The following is a 20,336-nucleotide window of genomic DNA, read 5'->3' on the forward strand; positions in this document are numbered from 1 at the left end:
TTGTTACGCCCTTTTTTGTTTTGATGGAATCATTGTATGAATACGGTCTACAACAGCATCTGTCGTTAAACCAATTTCTTCTAATAATTTTGTTACACTTCCGTGCTCTATGAAGCGGTCTGGAATACCCATTCGTTCAACTAATGCACTATGGTAACCATTTTCAGATGCAAATTCAACTACTCCTGTTCCAAAACCACCGATTAAACAAGCTTCTTCAATCGTTAAAATCGGTATATTCTTTCCTAGAAGATCATGTAAATATGCTTCATCCATTGGTTTAATAAAGCGAGCATTCACTACTTTCACTGAAACCCCAGCTTTTTCAAGACGCTCAGCTGCTTCCATTGCCATTGGTATTGTCGTACCAAACGTTAAAATAGCTGCTTGTGTCCCCTCTTTTAACGTCTCCCACGTACCGATTGGAATCGCCTTTAATTCTTTATCCATATGAACGCCAAGTCCATTACCGCGAGCATAACGCAATGCGATTGGTCCATCTTCATATTGCATCGCCGTATAAACTAAATGTTGCCCTTCATTTTCATCTTTCGGCATCATAAGCACCATATTCGGCAAGTGACGTAAGAATGAGATATCAAATACGCCTTGATGCGTTTCACCATCTGCTCCTACTAATCCCGAGCGATCTATTCCGATGAAAACATTTAAATTTTGGCGGCATATATCATGAACAACTTGGTCATATGCTCTTTGTAAAAATGTTGAATAAATCGCTAAGAATGGCTTCATTCCTTGCGTTGCCATACCTGCTGCCATTGTTGTAGCATGCTGTTCTGCAATACCTACATCAATCATACGATCTGGGAATTCTTTTTGGAATTTCTCAAGTTTTGATCCAACAGGCATTGCAGGTGTAATTGCTACGATACGCTCATCCGCTCTCGCTAGCTTAAGTACTGTTTCACTAACGACAGCACTCCATGCTGGTGCAACTTCTTTCGGCTTAACGAAGTCACCTGATTCAATTTTATAAGGTCCTGTTCCATGCCAAGTTCCAATAACGTCACTCTCAGCCGGTTTATAACCTTTTCCTTTTTTCGTAATAACGTGAACAAGCACTGGGCCTTTTGTTTTCTTTGCATATTGCAACGTTTCGAATAACTTTTCATAATCATGCCCATCGACTGGACCTAAATATGTAAAGCCTAACTCTTCGAAAAAGACACCAGATACTAGTAAATATTTAAGACTATCTTTTATTTTCTCTGCTGTCGCAGCCACTTTCCCGCCAACTGCTGGGATTTTCTTTAATATATACTCTAATTCATCTTTTACCCAGTGATATTTTCCTGCGGTACGTAAACGACCGAGCACATTATGAAGCGCACCAACGTTTGGTGCAATTGACATTTCATTATCATTCAAAATAACAATCATGTCTGTTTTTTCATGTCCAATATGGTTCAATGCCTCTAAAGCCATTCCGCCTGTTAAAGCACCATCTCCAATAATTGGTATAACATATTCTTTCGTTTTCTTTAAATCACGTGCCAGAGCCATTCCCATTGCAGCCGATAACGAAGTCGAGCTATGACCAGTTTCCCATACATCGTGCTCACTCTCGCAACGTTTCGGGAAACCACATAGACCTTGATATTGCCTTAATGTACCAAACTCTTTCGCACGTCCAGTTAAAATTTTATGTACATAGGATTGATGTCCTACATCCCATAAAAATTTATCTTGCGGGCTATCAAATAATTTGTGCAGAGCAATTGTGAGTTCTACTACACCTAAATTAGGTGCAATATGTCCACCTGTTTGAGAGAGCTCTTCAATTAAAAACTTACGAATATCCTCACTCAATCCCTCTAGTTCACTGATAGACATATCTTTCAAAAAACTAGGGTTTTGAATTTGCGTTAGATCCACATGGATCACTCACTTTCATTTCATAATCTGTCAACATGTCAAATATTATAAAAAACATTTACACAAAACAAGAAATTCTCTTTTCTATTTTTCGTCTTGTCCCGCTATTAACCAGTCTATTGCGCCCTAATCCTATTATAAACCATATTTCTTTAGGCGATGAAAAAAATAGCCGCTAACACGAAGTGATAACGGCAATGTAATCTACATATATTTTTGCCAATAACAAGAAAAGAAAAACCTTTTCCTACATTTATATCATAAAATGATGAATGACTCAACAAATGAAAACGCTGTTATATTAGTTATTACGTTTTGCAATCAAATCACAAATAGATAGTAAATATTCATCTTGTAATTGCAAGGAACTAATCGCACCTTTTGCTTCTGCAATTGTTTCTTCTAAAATATCCTTTGCTCTATCTACAGTAAACAACGTTGTATATGTGCTCTTTTCATTAGAAAGATCGCTACCAATCGGTTTTCCAATCTCTTCTTCAGTTCCTTCGACATCTAAAATATCATCTCGAATTTGGAAAGCTAGACCGATATATTTGGCAAACGTAAGCAACTTTTCTTCTTGCTCTTCTGTCGCATCAGAAAGTATCGCACCCGCAAGTACAGCAAATTCAAGCAGTTTTCCGGTCTTATGTTTATGGATGTACTCCAATTCATCAATCGTAAGGCGTTTCCCTTCAGCTTCCATATCTGCCACTTGTCCGCCAACCATTCCTTCTGGTCCTGCTGCTTTTGCAAGTTCAAGTACAAGTCTTACTTTTTTTTCGGCAGAAATTTCTTTTTGCTCATATGCCATAATAACTTGAAAAGCATACGTCAATAAGCCATCTCCTGCTAAAACTGCCATCGCTTCACCAAATACTTTGTGATTTGTGGGCTTTCCTCTTCTTAAATCATCATCATCCATACAAGGTAAATCATCATGAACTAATGAATATGTATGAATCATTTCAAGAGCACAAGCTGCACCTACTCCAAGATTTCTTTCTTTCCCAAACGCTTGTAATGTTGCAAACAAAAGTAACGGGCGGAGACGTTTTCCACCCGCTTCCAAAGAATATGCCATCGCTTCACGAAGTACATTTGGACATTGTAATTCATTTGCATAGCTTACAAGTTTTTCTTCTACGAAAGTTTTACTTTCTTTCAAAAAAATATCAAAAGCAATCGTCACTATGCTTCATCTCCTAAAGCAGTAAACGGTTCAAGCTCTCCATCTTCCCCAAGAATAACTGCCATTTGTTCTTGTACATTCTTCAGCTTCTCATCACAAAGCTTAGATAATTCCATACCTTCTTTAAAATAAGAAATCGCTTCTTCTAAAGGTACGTCACCTTGTTCTAGCTTAGAAACAAGATGCTCAAGTTGCGAAATTGCCTCTTCAAAGCTTAATTTATTTTCCATTATTCAATTCACGCTCCTCTATGCCTGATACGCTACAATCTAGTATTCCATCTTGTAATTGAACTGAAACAGCATCTCCAAGGCTTACATCTTTCACACTTTTTAACACTTGCTTCTCTTCATCATATACAAGCCCGTACCCTCTCATCATTACTTTAAGCGGACTTAACGCTTCAAGTTTTTGAGCAGCTCTTACAAAGGCAAATTCTTTCGTTTGAAGTAACGTTTGCATTTCACGTTGTAATTGCTTTTGCAACGTTTCAACAGCTACCTTCGTTTGCATAATTTTTTGAGATGGGTGGTGCTTCTCTAAATAAAATGAAAGTTGCTTTAACTGATTCACCTTTTTATCAATATAGCGCTCTTTCGCTAAAACAAGCTGTTCTAGCGCTCTATCTAATTGCTCTTCCTTTTGCTCATATACTTGTCTTGGATAACGGAACGCATACGATTTTTGCAACACTTGTAGTTTTTCTTCTTTTTTATGTACTAACTCTCTCATTGCTCTTTGCAATCTCAGAGTTCTTTGTAATACCTTTTCTTGTAACTCTATAATGTTAGGTGCTGCCAGCTCAGCTGCTGCAGTCGGTGTTGGCGCGCGTAAATCTGCAACAAAATCTGCGATTGTAAAATCCGTTTCATGGCCTACTGCCGAAATAATAGGAATTTCACTCTTAAAGATTGCTCTTGCAACCATTTCCTCATTGAAAGCCCATAATTCCTCAATAGAACCTCCACCACGACCAACGATTAGTACATCTATCTCTCCCATTTCATTCGCTGTACGAATCGCTTGTACAATCGAGGGAGCCGCTGACTCCCCTTGTACAAGTACCGGAAATACAATAACATTCCCAATTGGATAACGACGTTTAATCGTTGTTATAATATCACGAATCGCTGCTCCTGTTGGCGACGTAATCACACCTATTGTTTTAGCGTAAGGAGGAATCGCTTTTTTATAAACTTGAGAAAAAAGTCCTTCTTCTTCTAAACGAACTTTTAACTGTTCGTACGCTAAATGTAAATTCCCGACTCCGTCAGGCTGCATGTCTTGAATATAAATTTGATAAGAACCACTCGCCTCGTAAACAGAGATTTTCCCTTTCACGAGTACCTTCATCCCATTTTCAGGTTTGAATTTAATATTACGATTATGGCCCGCAAACATAACCGCTGCGATTCTTGCATTTTCATCTTTCAATGTAAAATACATGTGGCCACGGCTATGATTTTTAAAGTTGGAAATTTCACCTTTTAACCAAACAGACTGCAAATGCGGATCATATTCTATTTTTGTTTTTATATAGCGTGTTAACGCTGTAACGGTTAAATATTGCTTCTCCATTTCTCTCTCCTCATAGCCGACTCAAATTATTTACAAACGACACCTGCACGTTTGGCAGATTCAACAGTATTATGAAGAAGCATTGTGATTGTCATTGGACCAACACCCTTTGGCACAGGTGTAATGTAACCCGCAACATCTAACACGTTGTCAAAGTCAACATCACCACAAAGTTTTCCTGTTTCTAAACGGTTAACACCAACGTCAATTACAACCGCTCCTTCTTTAATATAATCCGCTGTTATCATTTTAGGTCGTCCAACAGCTACGATTAAAATATCAGCTAACTTCGATAACTCTTTCATATTTTGCGTCTTAGAATGACAATATGTTACAGTGGCATTTTCATTTAAAAACAATTGTCCCACTGGTTTACCGACAATATTACTTCTTCCAATTACTACTACATGTTTTCCAGAAATATCAAGATTTGTTTCTTTTACTAATTCTACAATACCATGCGGTGTACATGGAAGGAATGTATCTTGTCCCGTCATCATACGTCCCACGCTGATTGGGTGAAATCCGTCTACATCCTTTTCTGGTGAAATTCTTTCAATGATAGCTTTTTCTTCAATATGTTTTGGTAAAGGTAATTGCACTAATATGCCATTAATACGGTCATCTCCATTTAAGCGATCGATTTCAGCAAGCAAACGTTCCTCAGTAATTGTTTCAGGAAGTTCAATTAGCTCTGAGTAAATCCCTACTTGTTCACAGCCTTTTTCTTTTCCTTTCACATAAGAACGAGATGCTGGATCTTCTCCAACTAAAATAACTGCTAATCCTGGTACAATACCTTGCTCTTTCAACTTCACAACTTCTTCTGTTAATTGTGCTCGTTTTTTCTCCGCAACTTCATTTCCTTTGATGATTACTGCTACCATTTTAAGATTCCCCCTTAAAGAATTTACAGTGTATCTTTTATATTAGATAAAACGCCGTTAATAAAACGACGAGATTCCTCATCCCCAAATGTTTTTGCAATTTCAATTGCTTCGTTAATTGTTACGTTGTGTGGAATTTCTTCCATGTACTTCATTTCATACACAGCTACACGTAAAATACTGCGATCAACAATACTAATACGCTCAAGCTTCCACTTTTTTAAGTTTTGACGAATCGCTTCATCGATTGCTTCTTTATTTTCTACAAAACCTACTACAAGTGACTCTAGAAACTCATTTGTTTCTTCGCCTTCATCCAGCGTGTTTTCCACTGCTACTTTCGGTTCTAATTCACCTGTAATATCCATTTGGTATAATGCTTGCATTGCTCTTTCTCTAGCCGTCCTACGTTTCATTGTAACTCTCCTTTATGCTTCAAGTCTTTCCTTATACTTTGTTATATTATTATAATTTATAAGCCGTCAATTCACTTACTCTTACAGTTTTCATTGATTTTCCAACCTTATAATACAATGATAATAACACAATTTATCGTTTCACACACGGGTTACAAGGCTGAAAAATAATAAAAAGATTAACTTCAAGTTCCATATCTTATCACAATGTACGTTTTTTGGAAAAACGACACATTTCCTTGTTTATTTCTTTTTTTTTGAAATAGTATAATAATTAGAGGGTTGTAATTTGTGAAGAAATGAAACGATAAAAAAGATGCCTATGTTACTAGGCACCTTTTCATTCTTACACTGGTTCGATTTCTGTTTTTTGTGTTTCGAATGTTACGCCAACGATGTGAACATTCACTTCTTTTGGCTCAAGTCCTGTCATTGTAAAGAGTGCCTGGCGAATATTGTCTTGAATCTTTTGTGCAACAACTGGAATTGCTACACCAAAATACATTACAACATAAAGGTCAACGATAATATCTTCGTTTGCTAATTCAACCTTTACACCTTTACCATGATTTTTCTTACCTAACTTCTCAACAACATCTGTAGCAAAATTACCGCGCATTGCCGCTACACCTTCTACTTCAGCAGCTGCAATACCTGCAATTACTTCAATTACTTCTGGTGCAATTTCTACTTTACCAAGAGTTGTATCTTGACCCATATCTAACATATGTTCAGCCATGAAAAAAACCTCCTTTAATGTATCACTGCGTCACAAGTTCATGCTCTTCCAAAAATTTCGTATTAAACTCACCTTTTACAAAATCAGGATGATCTAGCAATTGCAAATGGAACGGGATTGTTGTATGTACGCCTTCAATGACAAATTCACTAAGTGCGCGCTTCATTTTTGCAATTGCCTCTTCACGTGTTTTTCCGTGAACAATTAATTTAGCAACCATCGAATCATAGAAAGGTGGGATTGAATATCCCGGATATACAGCTGAATCGACGCGAATACCAAATCCTCCTGGTGGTAAGTACATTTCTACTTTACCTGGAGATGGCATAAATTTTTTGGCAGGGTTTTCCGCATTAATTCGACATTCAATTGCCCAACCATTAAATTGTACTTCTTCTTGCTGTAACGATAACTTTTCTCCTGAAGCAACAAGAATTTGCTCTTTAATTAAGTCCATTCCCGTTACCATTTCAGTAACCGGATGCTCAACCTGAATTCTCGTATTCATCTCCATGAAATAAAAGGTTTTCGTTTTATATTCATAAATAAACTCAACCGTACCAGCACCTGTATAATCAACCGCTACCGCCGCTTTAACTGCCGCTTCACCCATCTGCTTGCGAATATCTTCATCAAGTGCAGGTGATGGACTTTCTTCTAGTAGTTTTTGCAAACGGCGCTGAATTGTACAATCACGCTCTCCTAAATGAATGGCATTTCCGTGTGTATCTGCCATTATTTGAATCTCAACATGGCGGAAATCTTCAACGTACTTTTCTAAGTATACACCAGGGTTCCCAAAAGCGGTACTAGCTTCTTGCTGTGTAATTTGAATTCCTTTTATAAGCTCTTCTTCATGGCGTGCAACACGAATACCTTTTCCGCCGCCACCTGCAGTCGCTTTAATAATAACTGGATATCCAATTTGATTAGCAAGCTCGATCGCTTCTTCGGTATTTTTAATAATCCCTTGTGAACCTGGTACAATCGGAACCCCTGCTTCTTTCATTGTATCACGAGCAACGTCTTTTGTGCCCATCTTTGAAATAGCTTCTGGACTTGGACCGATAAAAATCAAGTTACATTCACGGCATAATTCTGCGAAATCTGCATTCTCTGCTAAAAATCCGTATCCCGGATGAATAGCATCGCAGCCTGTTAACTTCGCAACGCTAATAATGTTCGTCAAATTTAAATAGCTTTCTTTCGAAATCGTTGGTCCTACACAATACGCCTCGTCTGCAATCTGTACGTGAAGTGACTCTTTATCTGCTTCTGAATAAATTGCAACTGTTTCAATATCCATTTCTTTACAAGCACGAATAATTCGTACAGCAATTTCCCCACGATTGGCTATTAATACTTTTTTTATCATCACAAAGACTCCCTTATTACGCTTTTACAAGAAATAGCGGTTGTCCATACTCAACAAGCTGTCCGTTATTAACAAGAATTTCAACAATTTCGCCCTCTACATCAGCATCAATTTCGTTAAATAACTTCATAGCCTCGACAATACACACGATAGAATCTTTCGATACTCTATCCCCAACACTTACATATGGAGGTGTATCAGGCGAAGAAGAAGAATAGAATGTACCTACCATCGGTGATGTGATTTTATGTAGGTTTTCATTTTGAACAGCCTTCTTCTCTTCTTGTTTTGGCGCTTCTGCTTGTGCTGCTGCTACTTTCGTTTCAACTTCAACAGGCGCTACTGGTTGCATAGCTTGTTTTGCTGCAGGTGCTTGCACAGCAACAACTTCATTACCACGCTTTTTCATTTTGATTGTTGTACCGTCTTTTTTGTATTCAAATTCATCAATATTAGAGCTATCAATTAATTTAATTAATTCGCGAACTTCTTGAATTTTAAACATGTAAAATCCACTCCCATACTCTTGTTTGTCCCGTTTTTACAGATTCTCGTCACGAAAACTAGATTGACTGTAAAAATACGATGTATTCTATTAGAAAATATATTTCATTAACTAATAGAAATATTTACTATTTCCATCTTACGATAAATTTTTTAAACATTCCAATTTATATTTCTTTATAATAAATCGAAACTCCTGTAAAAATATTATTCCAATAAAAATTTAATACCTAGTAATAATACCAAGTTTCACACGAAATTGGCAAGACCACTTCTTAAAAAACATTCACTACTTTTTCAAAACGTTACACAGCAAACATGCCATTCACTCTTCACCACACCTATAGTCAATAACATATTTTTACCAAATATTTTTTTTTGTTTACACACCGTTCATCATTCCTTCATATAAGAATAGTATGTTCAAAGTGTAGAAAATATATTGTGTCGAGGTGTGGAAATATGATATGGCTCATTCTCTTTTTACCTGCTGTAATCGTTTGGGCATGCGTTCTTTGCATCCACGTCAAATCCGGAAAAAGTAATCATCAGTACCATGAACCATTAATCTTTTACTCACAACGTGTTTCTCCATTCCGAGCTGAACATAGTAAAAATAATTACAAAGACGCAATAGAAAAAAGCTATCGAAAATGATAGCTTTTTTCTATTCACACGTACTTACATACTCTTTTTACTATTTGCATACCCTTTGCTTAGTAAAAGATAATAATCCGTAGGGAAATCCCTACGGATTAAAGTTTCACTTATTTCGCTGGTGGATCAAATTTCACACCTACATCTTTTGATCCGCCTTCACTTCTTACAAGTTGAATAATTTTATTTGCTTCTTTCTGTGAATGTTTTGCCGCTTTAACCGTTACTCTAATATCAGTACCATCAGCTCTTACAAGAGCATCTGGATATCCTCCTTGAGATTTAATTACTGTCTCAAGTAATTCTTGCTTCGTTTCCATTGTCGTAATGGCATCAAAATTTTCTTTCGCTTTATTCTTTTCTGTTGCTGAAGCTTTTGTTGAACTCATCACTTCTTGTAATTTTGCTTTTTGTTCACTACGCTGATCTTCCATTTGCATACGTAAAGCTGTGAAATTCTCATCACTTGATTGAACTGATACATTGCCCTCTTTTTTACTTGTTTCTTTTTTTGCATTTTCTTTTTTGTCTGTTTCTTTATTTGTTGTTTCTTTGCTTGTATTTTCTTTTTTCGGAGTTTCTTTAGGCGCTTCGTTTGTTACTGCTTTATCAGTACCTTGTTTTTCTTGTCCAATCTTTTCACCTGTTGCTGGCGATGCTGTATTCATTTTGTCAGGAGTTGTCACGTAATACACAGATAGTACAACAACTAAACTTAACATCGTTAATAACCAAACTGTTTGTTTTTTTAACACTTTATTTCCTCCCTATCAATTTTTCGGTGAAACTGAAACGCGATGGGCCGGTACATCTAGCAGCCTTATCACAGCTTCTTTTACCATTGCTTTAACTTGTATATTATCCACTCCCTTTGCTACGACAAGAACACCACGTACTTTCGGCTTCTCTGTTCGTAAAACAACAGGAGTTTCTTTATCCCCTTCACGTATAATGACAGTCTTTTCATCAAGAGACTCGTCCTCTACTTCTCTCTTACCGCCTGTTTTATCTGTTTCACCTGTTGTTTGTGAGCGTTTCACTGTATTTTTTTCTAAAATTTTTTCTTCAGATGAATCTAAATTCACTTTAATCGTTACGTCTTTTACTCCTGCTATTTCTTCTAAAGCAGTTTTTAATTCTTGTTCATACGCTTTTTCATATTTTTCTACATTTGACATACTATCATTACTTTTTTGTCCGAAAGTTGGTACGTCTTTTTCTTGGTTTTGAGTTTTTTGTTCTTTAAATACAGGTACTTCTTCTTTTTTACTTGAAAAGAGACTACTAGAAAACATAAGCAAAATTCCAAGTATGAGTAGGACAAGTAAAAACTTAGGTGTTACCTTTTTACCCTTCTCGTTGCTTTCTTTTTGATCCCCATTCAATAAGTTTCGAAAAAATGAGAACTTCGAATTTTTATCTTTATTGTCCATTTACTCTACCTGTCCTCCCTTCCATCTGAACTTGGATTTGTTTACCCTCTAGTTGCCACCTGCTTGAAAAGAAATCTTTCATTTCTCCATTCGTTTCTTCCACTTTTTTTGGAGGCTCTTTCGTGTTAATTTCAATTGGCTTTACTGTTTCGATTGCATCATTTTTACTACGTTCTTTTTCTTTCAACGTCACAACAACAGATTGAATATCTTTCGCTGACTTTACTTCTTCTATATTTTCTGCTGCGACTATTTGTATTTCAGAGACAGTCATACCATACTTTTTCTCAAACTCTTTTCCTACTTCTTTTTTCATTTTGGTAGCCATCTCTTCTAAACTATATGCACGTGTTAGAGCTTGTATTTCTTTTTTCTTCGAATCTATTGAATTTTTTACAGATCCTTCTGCTACGTACTTTTCTTCATTAAAATTTGCAATTACTTCATTTACATCTGTCTGCAATAGTTTAAAAAGGGGTGTTAAAATTAATACGACTAACAAAAGACTTACAACGAATTTAACGTATTTTTGCAAATTCGAATTTGGAAGAATAAGATGAAGCATTGTCGCTAAGAGCAAAAAAACGATAATATTTCTGATCCACTCTGTAACAAATTGCATACTCTTCACCTCCTACCGCATCATAAGTGTAATATTCCCCGCAGCAATAATAATTGTAATACTTAAAAAGAACATAAATGATACGATAGCTAAGCAAGCAAATACGTAAATGATGCTTCTTCCAATAATGTCTAAACATTGAATAATTGCTCCGCCGCCAACCGGTTGTAATACTGCTGCTGCGAATTTATAAATAAATGCAATACAGAAAATTTGAATCGCAGGAAAAGCAACAATTAAGCATAAAATGACGAGCCCAATAATTCCGACTGTGTTTTTCAATAATCCTGATGCGCTAATAACAGTATCTGCCGCTTCCGTAAACATTCTTCCAACTACTGGAATGAAGTTTCCTGTTACAAATTTAGCAGTTTTCACAGCTATGCCATCAGCAACGGCTGTCGCTGTTCCTTGTACAGATAATACCCCTAAAAAAATCGTTAAGAAGATACCGATAATCCCAACGCTAACGTTTTGCAGAAGCTTGGACAATTTTGTAACTTTATATTGATCACTCATTGTACTTACAATACTTAATATCGTTGCCAGTAATAAAAGCGGTAGAACGATATAATTCATAAGAAGCCCGCTTGTATTCATTAAGAAAATGATAATCGGATGAAAGAAAGATACAGATACAACCCCGCCACCAGTCGCTATAAGCGCCAATAAAATTGGCAATAGCGCTAATATGAAATCTACCATTGTTTGTATCGTTTCTCTTGCATATGTCATAACGACATAAAAACTATTTAAAGCAAAAATAATAAGTACCATATATACAACAGCATCAGCAATTTTACTTACACTACTTTTTGAAAAAGCGGATTGCAGTGATTGCAACAATGCACTAAAGATTGTGAGCATAATGAGTGTGCCAAGCAGTTTTCCATTAGCTGCAAGCTCATGAAATAAATATTTTAATAACCCTATCATCCACTCTTTTAGAGAGAATTCTTTTTCTCCCTTTACAAACTCCATAAAACTCCCTTTTTGACTCTCTGGCAAATAGCCACCATATTTTGTAACAAGCCCGTCCCAAAATTGCTTCACATCTTCAATTCCGAGCTTATCCAATTGTTGATCAACGACGTTTGTTTCTACAGGAGAAGCTTGTACAACAACCGGTAAAGAAAAGAAAAGGAAGCAAGCAAATAGCAGCTTAGCTCCAAACCTCCTCAACATTCACTCCCCCTTATCCCGTCGGTAAAAATCCGAGAATAGTTTCAATTACAACCGTCAAAATAGGAATTGCCATAACGAGAATTAAGATTTTCCCAGCAAGTTCAATTTTCGAAGCGATGGCACCTTGACCAGCATCTTTTGTAATTTGAGCTCCAAACTCGGCAATATAAGCAATTCCAATAATTTTTAGTAACGTTTCCACGTAGACGTTGCTAACTTTCGCTTCACTCGCTACTCTCTCAATCATTTGTAAAATAGAATGAATTTGATCGATTAAAATAAGAAACATCACGCTACCTACGAACACAATAAATAAAGATGTAATACTAGATTTATGCTGGTTCAAAACAGCAGCTAAAAACGTAGCAACGAGGCCTAATCCGACAATTTGTATAATTTCGATTCGAACCGCCTCCTTTACTGGAAGAGAAAGACACTTTTAATCTTGTCGAATAGCGTATTAATTAAAAATGCAACATGAAATAAAATGACGACAAAACCGACAAGGATAACCCAATTTGCAATATCCTCACGCTTCAATTCTTTTAGTACAGTATGAATGAAAGCTAAAACAATGCCGATTCCGGCGATTTGAAATATTAATCCAACATCAATGGACATCGCCTTTCTCCCCCCTATAGCAGTAAAATTACAATAAGTAGCCCTGCTAGTACCCCTAAGCTCTTAATCATTTTTTCGTATTGCAGTTGTAAAGCTTTCGCTTCCTCTTCTTCTCTCTCCAAATGTGTAATACATAAGCGAATATGTTTTTGTTGTGATTCACGATCATGTTGCCCGAGCGTTTCACCAAATTGCTGCAGTATTTCATACTCGGTTTGTTGAAAAGCCGTCAACTTCCAATTCTCTTTCAAACTATCTATCCAAGCTTCCCTTACTGTTTGTTCTCCACTTTCTAGTTTTTTAGCGAAACTTTGAAATATCCAATTTAATGGCTTTGGCATTTGTTTAACTAATCGCTCGGCAGCCTCAGATAAAGGTGTGTGTCCATACATAATTTCTGCCTCTAATGATTGAAGTGCTGATTTTAATAACCTAAGTTGCCTCGGTCTCTCACTGTATCTTTTAGCGTACGAAAACCCGAAAAAGGTGCTGACCGCAACGATTAACACTGCACCAAATATTTTCACCATACGCCCTCAGCCTTTCTATTTGATAACACTGGTTTTCCATATTTATCTTTCACCTGCATAACCGTTCCTGGACCCCTCGCTTTTGACAACTCCACAAACCTATCAAATATACCAAGCTCTAGCACTGCCTTGAGCGATGGACGTCTCACAACATCCTCATAGGAAAATCCGTGTGCGCTTATAAAAAGCTGGACACCTGCATGCACTGCCTCCATAATTGCTTCACTATCTTCTTTACGGCCAATTTCATCTACGATCAAAATATCAGGACTCATAGAACGAATCATCATCATCATTCCTTCTGCCTTTGGACATGCGTCTAACACATCGACTCGGGTACCAAAATCATATTGCGGGATCCCTTTCACACAACCAGCAATTTCTGACCGTTCATCAACGATCCCCACTTTACAGGAAGGAATTTCCGAAGCACTTACCCCTTGACTCATGCAACGTGCTACATCTCTTAAGAGTGTCGTTTTTCCCGTTTGGGGAGGGCCAATTACCATCGTGTTTAACCACCTTTTTTCATACAAATATGGCAAAAGCGGTTCAGCAATCCCTATTTTTTGACGAGCAATACGAATATTAAAGGAAGAGACATCACGAATCATTTTCACTGCGCTTTTTTCTGTAATGACTTTTCCTGCTAACCCGATTCTATGCCCTCCGTGAAGCGTCACATACCCACGTTTTAATTCCTCTTCCATCGTATAAATTGAGAATTGACTTAACTTATTCAATAAGTAAATAGCATCCTCTGCAGTAGTGATATAGTCATAAAAAAACACCTTTCCGTGTGCAATACACTCTAGCGGCCTTCCAATTCGAACGCGAATTTCCTCTAAAGCATCGTATTGCTTACATTCTTCAATTAAGTACTTCATCGTTTTTGGTAAAACTTCTAATACCTCTTTCATCGGCTTCTCCCCACTATACTCGACTTACTATTTCAGTAATGCGATAAAAATACAGCAAATTCCAAGCGCTAGAAAAAAGAGCTTCAAGAAAGAAATTTCACTTGCTACACTCGCTATCCCAATTGTCATTGTTAAAATTAATACGGTAGGTCCAACAAACGCCAACATACCATTTATAAACAACGCTTTCTTCGCATCATTCACATAAAGCATAAGCAAAGCAGCAAATATCTCCGCACTACCTGAAAATAATCGAAGTGCCCCCATAACAAGCACGGATGTTTCCATTGCCGCTAGCCACTGTTTCATTCTTCCACCTTCTCCCGTAACAGTTACTAACTTCGTATTCTAAAAAAGAATATATTTGTACAACCATATGCAGAGGTTGTCTATTTCAGAAGTAAAAACATAATTTTTCTCTAAAGTCTGAATTACAATCTGAATATTCATATTATTTCATGGTATATTATGGTACATTTAGTTTAAAAGAGGTTTAAACCATGCAGCACGTCACTTTATTACCACTAGATTTATGCTATACAAATGTGATTTTCGAGCTATCAAGTGATCCACATATAAAAAATGCATTGGGGATAACGGTAGAAAATATCGAAGACACGAAAACATTTCTTCTTTTCGCAATAGAAGAAGAGCGTCAAAAGAAATCCTTATCGAGAATGATTGTGAATGAAGAAAATGAAATAATTGGCCTCACCACACTTAAACATATTAATAATGAGAAAAAGCAATCTCACATTGGTAGTTGGCTCGGCTATCCGTACTGGGGAAAAGGCTATAACGAGGCTGCTAAAAAAGAAATCTTTAAAATCGCCTTTTTAGACTTACAACTTTCCTACGTATTTGCTGGTGCTAAAACGAATAATATCCGCTCTTTAAAAGCACAAGAAAAACTACCTTATATTTCATTGCATGTGGAAAACAAGTTTCCAGACGAACACGCTGCACTAGAGAAAGAAGTAAAGTCACCTTGCTCTCTGCATGTCGTGTCACGTGAAAATTTTTTAAACTGGTTGAAATTACAGAATGAGGGGGAAAAATATGAAGGCATTGAAAGTTAGTTTAACCGTTGTAGTAGAATTAGCTCTTATTTATCTTTTTTCATTATTGGTCGGTTGGTCATTTATAGAGACCTTTTTCCTTGGTAGTTTAGCAATATTTGCAATTATGTGGTTAATTATTATGAGTAACCATAGAAATAACATTACAGATCACGCAATAAGTAAAACATTAACTGGCGAAATAAAACCATTTCAAATTGTTTTGACTCCATCTATTATGGGTACTCTTTCACTTGTTTTAGTCAGTTTTATAATAACAGCTATTTACTATCTACCCTATTTCCTATAAAAAAAGCACTCGTGAATTATCACGAGTGCTTTTTTACTATGCACGAGAAACGTATTTACCTTCACCAGTGTTGATGATAAGCATTTCGCCTTCGTTAATGAAGATTGGTACTTGTACAACAAGACCAGTTTCTAATGTAGCTGGTTTTGTTACGTTAGAAGCAGTATCACCTTTAATACCAGGCTCTGTTTCTGTAACTTGTAATTCAACTGTGTTTGGAAGTTCAACACCAAGTACTTCGCCTTGGTAAGTCATGATTGCTACTTCCATGTTTTCTTTTAGGAATTTAAGCTCGCGCTCGATTTGTTTTTCACCAAGTTCGATTTGCTCATAAGTTCCGTTATCCATAAATACGTGAGCCTCACCGCTTGCGTATAAGTATTGCATACGACGGTTTTCGATGTGTGCTTTTTCTACTTTCTCACCTGCACGGAATGTTTTCTCTTGAACAGAACCTGTGCGAAGATTACGTAGTTTAGAACGAACGAATGCAGCACCTTTACCTGGCTTTACGTGTTGGAAATCAAGTACTTGCCAAAGGGCATTGTCCACTGAAATTGTTAAACCTGTACGAAAATCGTTTACTGAAATCATGTAAAAAAATCCTCCTGTGTATTACAAAATAATAAGTTCTTTTGGTGATTTCGTAATTACTTCATTACCTTCACTTGTCACAATGATATCATCTTCAATACGTACGCCGCCAATACCTGGAATATAAATACCTGGTTCTACTGTTACAGCCATACCTGGTTCAAGTACTGTATGAGAACGGAACGCTAAACCTGGTGCTTCATGGATTTCAAGACCTATTCCATGACCAGTAGAGTGTCCAAAGTATTCACCATATCCTTTTTCCGTTATGTAGTCACGCGTTAGCGCATCAGCCTCGCGACCTGTTAAACCAGCTTTAATACCGTTCACACCACGTAGTTGTGCTTCTAAAACGATATTATAAATTTCTTTTAATTTATCAGATGGTTCACCGACTGCAATCGTACGAGTAATATCAGAGCAATATCCTTTGTAATAAGCGCCGAAGTCTAATGTAACGAAATCTCCTGTTTCTATCACTTTTTCAGATGCCACGCCGTGCGGTAATGCCGAACGAAGACCTGAAGCAACGATAATATCAAACGAAGAAGATGTTGCTCCTTGTTTTCTCATGAAAAATTCAAGTTCATTTGACACTTCAATTTCAGATACTCCCGGGCGAATGAATGATAGAATATGCTCAAAGGCAGCATCTGCAATCTGTGCAGCTTCCTTTAATATCTTAATCTCTGAATCAGTCTTTATCAAGCGTAACTTTTCTACAAGTCCAGAAGTCGGGATAAATTCAGCATCAATCGCTTCCTTATGCACTGAATAAGAACTATATGTAAGAGTATCTTGCTCAAAACCAAGTTTTTGAATTCCAAGCTCTTTCACTTGCTTTGCCACTTCATCAATGATCAATCCTGCGTGCTGTACAACCTCATATCCAACCGCTTGTTTACTTGCCTGCTCGACGTAACGGAAATCTGTAATAAATTGAGCACGATCTTTTGAAATAAGAACAACGCCTGCTGTTCCTGTGAAGTTAGCCATATATCTACGACTATGTTCATTTGTTAACAAAATACCGTCAATACCAGCCTCATCAAATGCACTTCGTAATCTTTCAATTTTCTCCATTACTTTATGCCTCCCTCAATTTCTCCATTAATGCAAATAACGCTAACTTATAGCCATAAAAACCAAATCCTACAATTTGACCTGCACAAACAGCTGCCGTCACAGATTCATGACGGAACGATTCACGCTGATGAATGTTAGAAATATGTACTTCAATAACAGGAATCGAAATGCTCGCAATGGCATCACGAATCGCATAGCTATAATGCGTAAATGCTCCCGGATTTAAAATGATCCCTTCATATATATCTTCCGCTTCATGAATAATGTCGATAATGGCACCTTCATGATTCGATTGGAAACATTCTAACTCCACTCCCATTGTTTCTGCTTCTTGCTTCATATCTGCTTCAAGTGTCGTTAGCGTGCCCTTTCCATATACATTTACCTCACGAACACCGAGGCGATTTAGGTTAGGACCGTTTACGAGGAGTAACTTTTTCATATTCTTAAAACTCCTTAATATTAAATATCTATACAATATTTTAACATAGGAGTTACTTATTTGAATAGTTCGTCTTCTCTTACCCTTCTTGTTCTGCTTTATTGCTATTTACTGCGTAAGAAACAGAATATGCTATAAACACACCATACAATATAAAAATACATATTGTCGTCACAATTGTCTCTTTTGGTAAATGGAGCGCACTTTTAATAACAGGAGCCATTAAACCCATCCCCAAAAACAGTAGCGCCCACCAAAATAGCCCATAAATAATTCCCGCTATAATCCCTTCAAACTTTGCAAAAAATGCTTTATACAAAAAGGCAATCAAAATTGAAAGAAGTCCCATACACACTATTCCGAACACATTGCCCCATACACCCTCTTTCCAACTTCCAAACGCAAATGGTAAAAGGAAATAATTCGGGCCCGCCTCCGTGAATGAAAATATATGAAGGAAATACCATATCCCGCCCCAAAAGATTCCACCAAACAAACCAATCTGCACAAAATTCCTTGTTCCTAATTGTTCTTGACTCACATCGACACCTCCGCTCAATAGTATGCCCGAAACTATTTTGAAGCATGTTTAAATCCTGCGAAATTTGTCTATAAAAAGAATAAGAAATGTCCGACTCTCATAACATTTTCCCTTGTCATCTACTTGTATTTGCCGATAAAATAAAGGAAACTCGGTGATTGTCTTATTTCAAAACGACAGAACCCAGTATGACAATTGCCTCTTTTTCTACATAAGAGAGAAACAAATACAGGTTGGTGTTAACATGGCAGAAGAGTCAAAACAAATATATGGCGGGCAAGCGGTCATAGAAGGAGTTATGTTTGGCGGTAGAGAATATACTGTTACAGCGGTTCGTCGTAAAGATAAATCGATTGAATTTTATCGATTACCACGCGTTCGTAATAAAGTACTATCTACCCTAAAAAAATTCCATTTTTACGAGGGATTGCCGCTATTGTGGATGCAAGTGCGAATGGAGCAAAGCATTTAAACTTCGCTTCAGAACGATTTGACGTCCACCCAGAAGATGATGAACAAATTGCAAATAAAAAAGAAGAACAATCAAAATTAACGATGGTATTAGGAGTTGCAGCTGTTGGCGTTTTATCTTTTATATTCGGTAAAGTCATTTTCACAGCAGTTCCTGCACTATTAGCTGAATTAACAAGACCGATTTTCCCGTCTCATACTGGGCAAATCATTGTCGAAAGTGTCATTAAGCTCATGCTATTATTGAGCTATATATACTTTATTTCTTTAACCCCACTTATTAAGCGGGTATTTCAGTATCACGGTGCAGAGCATAAGGTAATCAATGCTTACGAGAATAACCTTCCTCTGACTGTAGAAAACGTTCAAAAGCAAACTCGTCTCCATTATAGATGTGGCAGTAGCTTTATTATATTTACAGTCATTATTGGAATGTTCGTTTATTTCCTAGTCCCTACAGATCCTCTTTGGGCACGAGTTATAAACCGAATTTTATTAATTCCAGTTGTACTTGGTATTTCTTTTGAAGTACTACAATTCACAAATCGATTACGAGATATTCCCGTATTACGCGTACTTGGATATCCTGGATTATGGCTACAACTATTAACAACGAAAGAACCAACAGATGATCAAGTGGAAGTAGCAATTGCATCGTTTGAAGAATTATTACGTTTAGAGAACAAACAATAATTATTTAAAAATGGTGTTCAACTCCTTTCCTCATCGTTAATATACTAATTTTAATATACGTTTTTAGGAGGTGTCCCTTATGAACGGTCGTTCGTTTACTTTCGCTATATTTGTGCTTATTATCGGATTGGCAATATTCGGCCTTGTTTCATCTGTTATTACAAATCCCATGGGTGTATTAAGAAATATCGGGTACATGTTACTTGTTGTTGGTATCTTTTACTTGCTATACAAGATGTTTACAAATTCCAGTGGTTCTGCAAATTCACAAAGCTCATATAAGCGTGCGGCAAAACAATCGAACCGCAAACATGGGAAACAAAATGTAGCACCCCTAGGCAATTCTTTCTTTAAGTCAAATACTTCTAATGACAAAAGTAAAAAAGGGAATTCTTCCACTTTGAAACGAAAAAGAAAACAGTCTCATTTAACTGTCATTGAAGGCAAAAAAAGCAAAAAGAAAGACCGTGCTTCCTGGTATTATCCCCTATAGGTAGACAGTAAAAAAAGAGTCCATCTGATATGATGGACTCAATACTGTTTTATCTGGAGGGGATTTTTTTATGGCAAGAAAAGGACAATCATT

26 protein-coding genes and 1 pseudogene are annotated in these 20,336 nt (G+C 36.8%); 5 read left to right on the plus strand and 22 right to left on the minus strand.

From position 1 onward, the window contains the following. Nucleotides 1-3: 3 nt before the first annotated feature. From dxs to accB, 9 genes are all read right to left on the minus strand, one after another. Nucleotides 4-1,896, minus strand: a complete 1,893-nt coding sequence (gene dxs, locus ACS2CR_RS26020) for a 1-deoxy-D-xylulose-5-phosphate synthase (RefSeq protein WP_000366454.1) — start codon at nt 1,894-1,896, stop codon at nt 4-6. A gap of 301 nt (nt 1,897-2,197) precedes the next feature. Continuing rightward, the gene (gene ispA, locus ACS2CR_RS26025; RefSeq protein ID WP_053512777.1) at nt 2,198-3,088 is read right to left on the minus strand and encodes a (2E,6E)-farnesyl diphosphate synthase; all 891 of its coding nucleotides are present in this window, start codon (nt 3,086-3,088) and stop codon (nt 2,198-2,200) included. After that, nucleotides 3,088-3,318 carry an exodeoxyribonuclease VII small subunit gene (gene xseB, locus ACS2CR_RS26030; RefSeq protein WP_000428423.1) on the minus strand — a complete coding sequence of 77 codons (231 nt, stop codon included), beginning with the start codon at nt 3,316-3,318 and terminating at the stop codon, nt 3,088-3,090. Before xseB ends, ispA begins: the two co-directional genes overlap by 1 nt. Next, nucleotides 3,308-4,666, minus strand: coding sequence for an exodeoxyribonuclease VII large subunit (gene xseA / locus ACS2CR_RS26035; protein WP_000415249.1), 1,359 nt, complete (start codon nt 4,664-4,666; stop codon nt 3,308-3,310). The genes xseB and xseA overlap by 11 nt, the downstream gene beginning before the upstream one ends. A 26-nt stretch (nt 4,667-4,692) precedes the next feature. Beyond that, nucleotides 4,693-5,553 (minus strand): bifunctional methylenetetrahydrofolate dehydrogenase/methenyltetrahydrofolate cyclohydrolase FolD, encoded by an 861-nt coding sequence (folD, locus tag ACS2CR_RS26040; RefSeq protein ID WP_000226732.1) that lies wholly within the window; start codon nt 5,551-5,553, stop codon nt 4,693-4,695. 23 nt (nt 5,554-5,576) lie between these two features. Further along, nucleotides 5,577-5,969: a N utilization substance protein NusB gene (gene nusB, locus ACS2CR_RS26045; RefSeq protein WP_000830247.1), complete on the minus strand. Its 393-nt coding sequence runs from the start codon at nt 5,967-5,969 to the stop codon at nt 5,577-5,579. Nucleotides 5,970-6,315: 346 nt separating this feature from the next. Then, the gene (locus ACS2CR_RS26050; RefSeq protein ID WP_000807630.1) at nt 6,316-6,708 is read right to left on the minus strand and encodes an Asp23/Gls24 family envelope stress response protein; all 393 of its coding nucleotides are present in this window, start codon (nt 6,706-6,708) and stop codon (nt 6,316-6,318) included. A 22-nt stretch (nt 6,709-6,730) separates the two neighbouring features. Beyond that, on the minus strand, nt 6,731-8,083 hold the full coding sequence (gene accC / locus ACS2CR_RS26055; protein WP_000592870.1) for an acetyl-CoA carboxylase biotin carboxylase subunit: 1,353 nt from the start codon (nt 8,081-8,083) through the stop codon (nt 6,731-6,733). 16 nt (nt 8,084-8,099) lie between these two features. After that, a complete protein-coding gene (accB, locus tag ACS2CR_RS26060; RefSeq protein ID WP_000472859.1) occupies nt 8,100-8,588 on the minus strand; it encodes an acetyl-CoA carboxylase biotin carboxyl carrier protein in 489 nt (162 codons plus the stop codon). A gap of 461 nt (nt 8,589-9,049) precedes the next feature. Here accB and ACS2CR_RS26065 point away from each other — a divergent pair, with 461 nt between their 5' ends. Beyond that, complete coding sequence (locus tag ACS2CR_RS26065; protein ID WP_002101315.1) at nt 9,050-9,244, plus strand: hypothetical protein; 195 nt, start codon at nt 9,050-9,052, stop codon at nt 9,242-9,244. 110 nt (nt 9,245-9,354) lie between these two features. Here ACS2CR_RS26065 and ACS2CR_RS26070 read toward each other — a convergent pair whose 3' ends face one another. From ACS2CR_RS26070 to ACS2CR_RS26110, 9 genes are read right to left on the minus strand one after another with little or no spacing between them, the layout of a single operon-like run. Beyond that, nucleotides 9,355-9,999, minus strand: a complete 645-nt coding sequence (locus tag ACS2CR_RS26070; RefSeq protein ID WP_000914710.1) for a SpoIIIAH-like family protein — start codon at nt 9,997-9,999, stop codon at nt 9,355-9,357. A 15-nt stretch (nt 10,000-10,014) separates the two neighbouring features. Then, nucleotides 10,015-10,677 carry a stage III sporulation protein AG gene (gene spoIIIAG / locus ACS2CR_RS26075; protein ID WP_000368890.1) on the minus strand — a complete coding sequence of 221 codons (663 nt, stop codon included), beginning with the start codon at nt 10,675-10,677 and terminating at the stop codon, nt 10,015-10,017. Next, complete coding sequence (gene spoIIIAF, locus ACS2CR_RS26080; protein ID WP_016111659.1) at nt 10,667-11,299, minus strand: stage III sporulation protein AF; 633 nt, start codon at nt 11,297-11,299, stop codon at nt 10,667-10,669. Before spoIIIAF ends, spoIIIAG begins: the two co-directional genes overlap by 11 nt. Nucleotides 11,300-11,311: 12 nt before the next feature. Continuing rightward, a complete protein-coding gene (spoIIIAE, locus tag ACS2CR_RS26085; protein WP_000946110.1) occupies nt 11,312-12,484 on the minus strand; it encodes a stage III sporulation protein AE in 1,173 nt (390 codons plus the stop codon). Nucleotides 12,485-12,494: 10 nt separating this feature from the next. Beyond that, nucleotides 12,495-12,878 (minus strand): stage III sporulation protein AD, encoded by a 384-nt coding sequence (spoIIIAD, locus tag ACS2CR_RS26090; RefSeq protein WP_077393170.1) that lies wholly within the window; start codon nt 12,876-12,878, stop codon nt 12,495-12,497. A 23-nt stretch (nt 12,879-12,901) separates the two neighbouring features. Then, nucleotides 12,902-13,105, minus strand: a complete 204-nt coding sequence (gene spoIIIAC / locus ACS2CR_RS26095; protein ID WP_000020914.1) for a stage III sporulation protein AC — start codon at nt 13,103-13,105, stop codon at nt 12,902-12,904. A gap of 14 nt (nt 13,106-13,119) precedes the next feature. Then, a complete protein-coding gene (spoIIIAB, locus tag ACS2CR_RS26100; RefSeq protein WP_000238702.1) occupies nt 13,120-13,635 on the minus strand; it encodes a stage III sporulation protein SpoIIIAB in 516 nt (171 codons plus the stop codon). Continuing rightward, a complete protein-coding gene (spoIIIAA, locus tag ACS2CR_RS26105) occupies nt 13,629-14,555 on the minus strand; it encodes a stage III sporulation protein AA (protein WP_153602554.1) in 927 nt (308 codons plus the stop codon). The genes spoIIIAB and spoIIIAA overlap by 7 nt, the downstream gene beginning before the upstream one ends. A 27-nt stretch (nt 14,556-14,582) precedes the next feature. Further along, a complete protein-coding gene (locus tag ACS2CR_RS26110) occupies nt 14,583-14,864 on the minus strand; it encodes a YqhV family protein (RefSeq protein ID WP_000816050.1) in 282 nt (93 codons plus the stop codon). Between the two features lie 191 nt (nt 14,865-15,055). On the opposite strand from ACS2CR_RS26110, the gene ACS2CR_RS26115 reads away from it, so the two are divergent. Further along, the gene (locus ACS2CR_RS26115; protein WP_001164991.1) at nt 15,056-15,634 is read left to right on the plus strand and encodes a GNAT family N-acetyltransferase; all 579 of its coding nucleotides are present in this window, start codon (nt 15,056-15,058) and stop codon (nt 15,632-15,634) included. Then, nucleotides 15,615-15,923, plus strand: coding sequence for a hypothetical protein (locus ACS2CR_RS26120; RefSeq protein WP_098595862.1), 309 nt, complete (start codon nt 15,615-15,617; stop codon nt 15,921-15,923). Before ACS2CR_RS26115 ends, ACS2CR_RS26120 begins: the two co-directional genes overlap by 20 nt. A gap of 36 nt (nt 15,924-15,959) precedes the next feature. On the opposite strand, the gene efp is transcribed toward ACS2CR_RS26120, so the two are convergent. The 4 genes from efp to ACS2CR_RS26140 all read right to left on the minus strand — a co-directional run bounded on the left by efp (nt 15,960) and on the right by ACS2CR_RS26140 (nt 18,586). After that, nucleotides 15,960-16,517, minus strand: coding sequence for an elongation factor P (gene efp / locus ACS2CR_RS26125; protein WP_000626516.1), 558 nt, complete (start codon nt 16,515-16,517; stop codon nt 15,960-15,962). 21 nt (nt 16,518-16,538) lie between these two features. Beyond that, nucleotides 16,539-17,600: a Xaa-Pro dipeptidase gene (gene pepQ / locus ACS2CR_RS26130; RefSeq protein WP_000411041.1), complete on the minus strand. Its 1,062-nt coding sequence runs from the start codon at nt 17,598-17,600 to the stop codon at nt 16,539-16,541. Between the two features lie 4 nt (nt 17,601-17,604). Then, nucleotides 17,605-18,045 (minus strand): type II 3-dehydroquinate dehydratase, encoded by a 441-nt coding sequence (gene aroQ, locus ACS2CR_RS26135; RefSeq protein ID WP_000735147.1) that lies wholly within the window; start codon nt 18,043-18,045, stop codon nt 17,605-17,607. 79 nt (nt 18,046-18,124) lie between these two features. After that, entirely contained in the window at nt 18,125-18,586 is a 462-nt protein-coding gene (locus ACS2CR_RS26140) for a YqhR family membrane protein (protein WP_000076880.1), read from the minus strand. A 244-nt stretch (nt 18,587-18,830) separates the two neighbouring features. On the opposite strand from ACS2CR_RS26140, the pseudogene ACS2CR_RS26145 reads away from it, so the two are divergent. Together ACS2CR_RS26145 and ACS2CR_RS26150 are read left to right on the plus strand one after the other, a co-directional pair. After that, a pseudogene (locus ACS2CR_RS26145) lies at nt 18,831-19,750 on the plus strand (DUF1385 domain-containing protein). A 79-nt stretch (nt 19,751-19,829) separates the two neighbouring features. Continuing rightward, the gene (locus ACS2CR_RS26150) at nt 19,830-20,243 is read left to right on the plus strand and encodes an SA1362 family protein (protein ID WP_438906085.1); all 414 of its coding nucleotides are present in this window, start codon (nt 19,830-19,832) and stop codon (nt 20,241-20,243) included. The last annotated feature ends 93 nt before the right edge of the window (nt 20,244-20,336 follow it).

Source organism: Bacillus cereus group sp. BceL291 (genome assembly GCF_051776705.1).
Lineage (GTDB): Bacteria > Bacillota > Bacilli > Bacillales > Bacillaceae_G > Bacillus_A > Bacillus_A cereus.

Coding starts and splice junctions, on each gene's coding strand:
- xseB (WP_000428423.1), bottom strand. CDS start 3,318: ATGGAAAATAAATTAAGCTTTGAAGAGGCAATTTCGCAACTTGAGCAT.
- xseA (WP_000415249.1), bottom strand. CDS start 4,666: ATGGAGAAGCAATATTTAACCGTTACAGCGTTAACACGCTATATAAAA.
- folD (WP_000226732.1), bottom strand. CDS start 5,553: ATGGTAGCAGTAATCATCAAAGGAAATGAAGTTGCGGAGAAAAAACGA.
- nusB (WP_000830247.1), bottom strand. CDS start 5,969: ATGAAACGTAGGACGGCTAGAGAAAGAGCAATGCAAGCATTATACCAA.
- ACS2CR_RS26050 (WP_000807630.1), bottom strand. CDS start 6,708: ATGGCTGAACATATGTTAGATATGGGTCAAGATACAACTCTTGGTAAA.
- accC (WP_000592870.1), bottom strand. CDS start 8,083: ATGATAAAAAAAGTATTAATAGCCAATCGTGGGGAAATTGCTGTACGA.
- accB (WP_000472859.1), bottom strand. CDS start 8,588: ATGTTTAAAATTCAAGAAGTTCGCGAATTAATTAAATTAATTGATAGC.
- ACS2CR_RS26065 (WP_002101315.1), top strand. CDS start 9,050: ATGATATGGCTCATTCTCTTTTTACCTGCTGTAATCGTTTGGGCATGC.
- spoIIIAG (WP_000368890.1), bottom strand. CDS start 10,677: ATGGACAATAAAGATAAAAATTCGAAGTTCTCATTTTTTCGAAACTTA.
- spoIIIAF (WP_016111659.1), bottom strand. CDS start 11,299: ATGCAATTTGTTACAGAGTGGATCAGAAATATTATCGTTTTTTTGCTC.
- spoIIIAE (WP_000946110.1), bottom strand. CDS start 12,484: ATGTTGAGGAGGTTTGGAGCTAAGCTGCTATTTGCTTGCTTCCTTTTC.
- spoIIIAC (WP_000020914.1), bottom strand. CDS start 13,105: ATGTCCATTGATGTTGGATTAATATTTCAAATCGCCGGAATCGGCATT.
- spoIIIAB (WP_000238702.1), bottom strand. CDS start 13,635: ATGGTGAAAATATTTGGTGCAGTGTTAATCGTTGCGGTCAGCACCTTT.
- spoIIIAA (WP_153602554.1), bottom strand. CDS start 14,555: ATGAAAGAGGTATTAGAAGTTTTACCAAAAACGATGAAGTACTTAATT.
- ACS2CR_RS26110 (WP_000816050.1), bottom strand. CDS start 14,864: ATGAAACAGTGGCTAGCGGCAATGGAAACATCCGTGCTTGTTATGGGG.
- ACS2CR_RS26115 (WP_001164991.1), top strand. CDS start 15,056: ATGCAGCACGTCACTTTATTACCACTAGATTTATGCTATACAAATGTG.
- ACS2CR_RS26120 (WP_098595862.1), top strand. CDS start 15,615: ATGAAGGCATTGAAAGTTAGTTTAACCGTTGTAGTAGAATTAGCTCTT.
- efp (WP_000626516.1), bottom strand. CDS start 16,517: ATGATTTCAGTAAACGATTTTCGTACAGGTTTAACAATTTCAGTGGAC.
- pepQ (WP_000411041.1), bottom strand. CDS start 17,600: ATGGAGAAAATTGAAAGATTACGAAGTGCATTTGATGAGGCTGGTATT.
- aroQ (WP_000735147.1), bottom strand. CDS start 18,045: ATGAAAAAGTTACTCCTCGTAAACGGTCCTAACCTAAATCGCCTCGGT.
- ACS2CR_RS26150 (WP_438906085.1), top strand. CDS start 19,830: ATGAACGGTCGTTCGTTTACTTTCGCTATATTTGTGCTTATTATCGGA.